This window comes from Methylophaga sp., assembly GCF_965655755.1.
Classification (GTDB): domain Bacteria; phylum Pseudomonadota; class Gammaproteobacteria; order Nitrosococcales; family Methylophagaceae; genus Methylophaga.
The window spans coordinates 1-2,378 of sequence record NZ_CBFHHW010000069.1 but is presented as its reverse complement, the minus strand read 5'-3'; the positions used below and the strand labels follow the sequence as shown (position 1 = coordinate 2,378).

Annotated in this window: 3 protein-coding genes; all 3 read left to right on the top strand. The window is 45.1% G+C overall.

What is annotated here, in order from left to right:
* The coding region (locus tag ACTF5U_RS12360; RefSeq protein WP_438971937.1) for a lipopolysaccharide kinase InaA family protein at positions 1-242 on the top strand (242 nt) is incomplete at its 5' end.
* A 61-nt stretch (positions 243-303) separates the two neighbouring features.
* Positions 304-2,025 carry a carbamoyltransferase family protein gene (locus ACTF5U_RS12355; RefSeq protein ID WP_438971936.1) on the top strand — a complete coding sequence of 574 codons (1,722 nt, stop codon included), beginning with the start codon at positions 304-306 and terminating at the stop codon, positions 2,023-2,025.
* A 5-nt stretch (positions 2,026-2,030) separates the two neighbouring features.
* On the top strand, positions 2,031-2,378 hold a 348-nt coding region (locus ACTF5U_RS12350; protein ID WP_438971935.1), incomplete at its 3' end, for a YrbL family protein.

Genomic DNA, 2,378 nt, shown 5'->3' with positions numbered 1-2,378 from the left:
CTCAGCAAAATAATCAATGGAAAGCTAAATTAATTGATTTAGAAAAGCTTAAAAAACGTGTTTTTAAGAAACATGCCATGCACCGTGATCTTTCTACCTTGTCACGTCACCTTTCGAAAGACTGGTCGATGACCGATCGCATGCGTTTTTTCAAAGCGTATGTTGGCGAAGCCAAGCTATCGGGCAATGCAAAAAAAACATGGCGCACTCTGGCTAAAAAAATGCAGCGTAAACGACGCTAGTCCACCCTCCTGACGCTTGTTATACTTAGCGTTGTTTAAACATAAAGACATACTACATAAAATGATTGTTTTAGGCCTATCCGGCGCTGTAAACCATGACGCATCCGCTGCGCTTTATATTGATGGAAAATTGGTTGCTGCCGTCGAAGAGGAGCGCTTCCTTCGTGATAAGCATGCCAAAGGGAAGATGCCATATGAAGCAACAAAGTTCTGTCTTGAGCAGGCTGGCATCAAACCTGAACAAATAGATATTGTCGCCTTCCCTTACGCTGAAATTGGCTTAAAATCGCCCGCCCGCTGGCACTATGCTAAGCGTCATTGGTATGCACCGGATCGCGCTTTGACAGCCTTGTTTAGCGGTAACCGCCGCTATTGGCGTAACCACCAGAATGTAATGAAACTACTTGATGACCTTGGGATTGGTGCTGATAGAGTTAAATTTGTTCCTGTTGAGCATCATTTAGCGCATGCCAGTAGTGCCTATCATCTAAGTGGTTTTAAAGAAAAAACGGCCATCATTGGTATTGATGGTAAAGGCGAATATGCCACCACCTTTTTCGGTTATGGCGAAAACGGCAAAATTCATAAAATCAAAGAGTTCTATGACCCAGACTCGCTCGGCGGTATGTATGGTGCTTTAACAGAATATCTTGGTTTTGAAATGCTCGACGGGGAGTTCAAAGTAATGGGCATGGCACCCTATGGCGACCCGACACGTTTTGATTTTTCACGCCTCATTGAATGTAAAGACGGCGAGTTCAAAGTTAATAATAAGCTGGTAAATACAGTAGGCCTTCGTCGTCATAAAAAAGACGGTAAAGGTTACTTTTTCAGCTCGGATCTTATCGATTGGCTGGGTCCAATGCGTGAAGGGGATGAAAAAGACGAACCCTACATTGATTATGCTGCCAGTATTCAAGATCTGCTTGAGAAAACGGCATTGCAACTGATTGACTATTACTTAGGCGACATTATTAAAGAAACCGGTAAAGTCGCTTACGCCGGGGGCGTTGCACTCAATGTAAAACTCAATCAGCGCATTATTGCCATGCCCGGTATAAAAGAATTATTTGTTCAGCCTGCGGCGAGTGACGCTGGAACAGCCATCGGGGCGGCCAGTTATGCATCACAAATGGCGGGTGTGCCGGTGGAAAAAATGGAGCATGTCTATTTGGGACCATCGTACTCTTCGGAGCAATGCATAGAAGCCTGTGAGACATATGAACAGCCAGTGAAATGGCAGCGAATGAATGATGTGACTGCTGAAACGGCACAAATATTAGCGGATGGAAATCCTGTCTCTTGGTTTCAGGGACGTATGGAGTTCGGCCCGAGAGCCCTCGGTAATCGCAGCATTCTGGGGTCACCCAGTCATTCAGGTGTGGCTGATCGTATTAATGCACAGATTAAATATCGTGAGCGCTGGCGGCCCTTTTGCCCGAGTATTCTTGATACGATTGCGCCAGAAATCTTACAAACGGATCACCCCAGCCCGTATATGACATTCACTTTTGATGTCGCAGAAAATTGGAAATCACGTATTCCGGAAGTCGTCCATGAAGATGGAACCGCAAGAGCACAGATCGTAACGCAACATACTAACCCGCGTTATTACAGCCTGTTGCAGGAAATGGAAAAACGGACCGGCAACGGCGTCGTCTTGAATACGTCATTGAATCGCAGAGGTGAACCGATGGTCTGCAGTCCAACAGATGCGTTAAATATGTTTTTTGGTTCTGATCTCCAGTATCTGGTGATGGAAAACATCCTGATAACCAAATAATAAATATGTTGCAACTGACTAAAGAGCAGCTTATTGGGAAAGGATGGCACCGTGAATGCTATCAACATCCTGAGGATCGCCATTTATGTATTAAAGTGGTTGTGAACGGTGATGATACTGAAACCAAGCGCGAACAGGCTTATTACCGGCATCTAGGTCGTCATCTCACTAACTGGGAGGCCATCCCTCGTTTCTATGAAAATGTAAGCACAAACCTTGGCCAAGGTGCTGTTTTTGATCTGATTCATGATAACGACGGCAGCGTCTCCAAAACGCTGGGGTATTACCTTGAAGAGCCTGAACGGTTCCAGCTTCATAAAGTTAAGCTTAAATCAGCATTGGCACACCTTAAG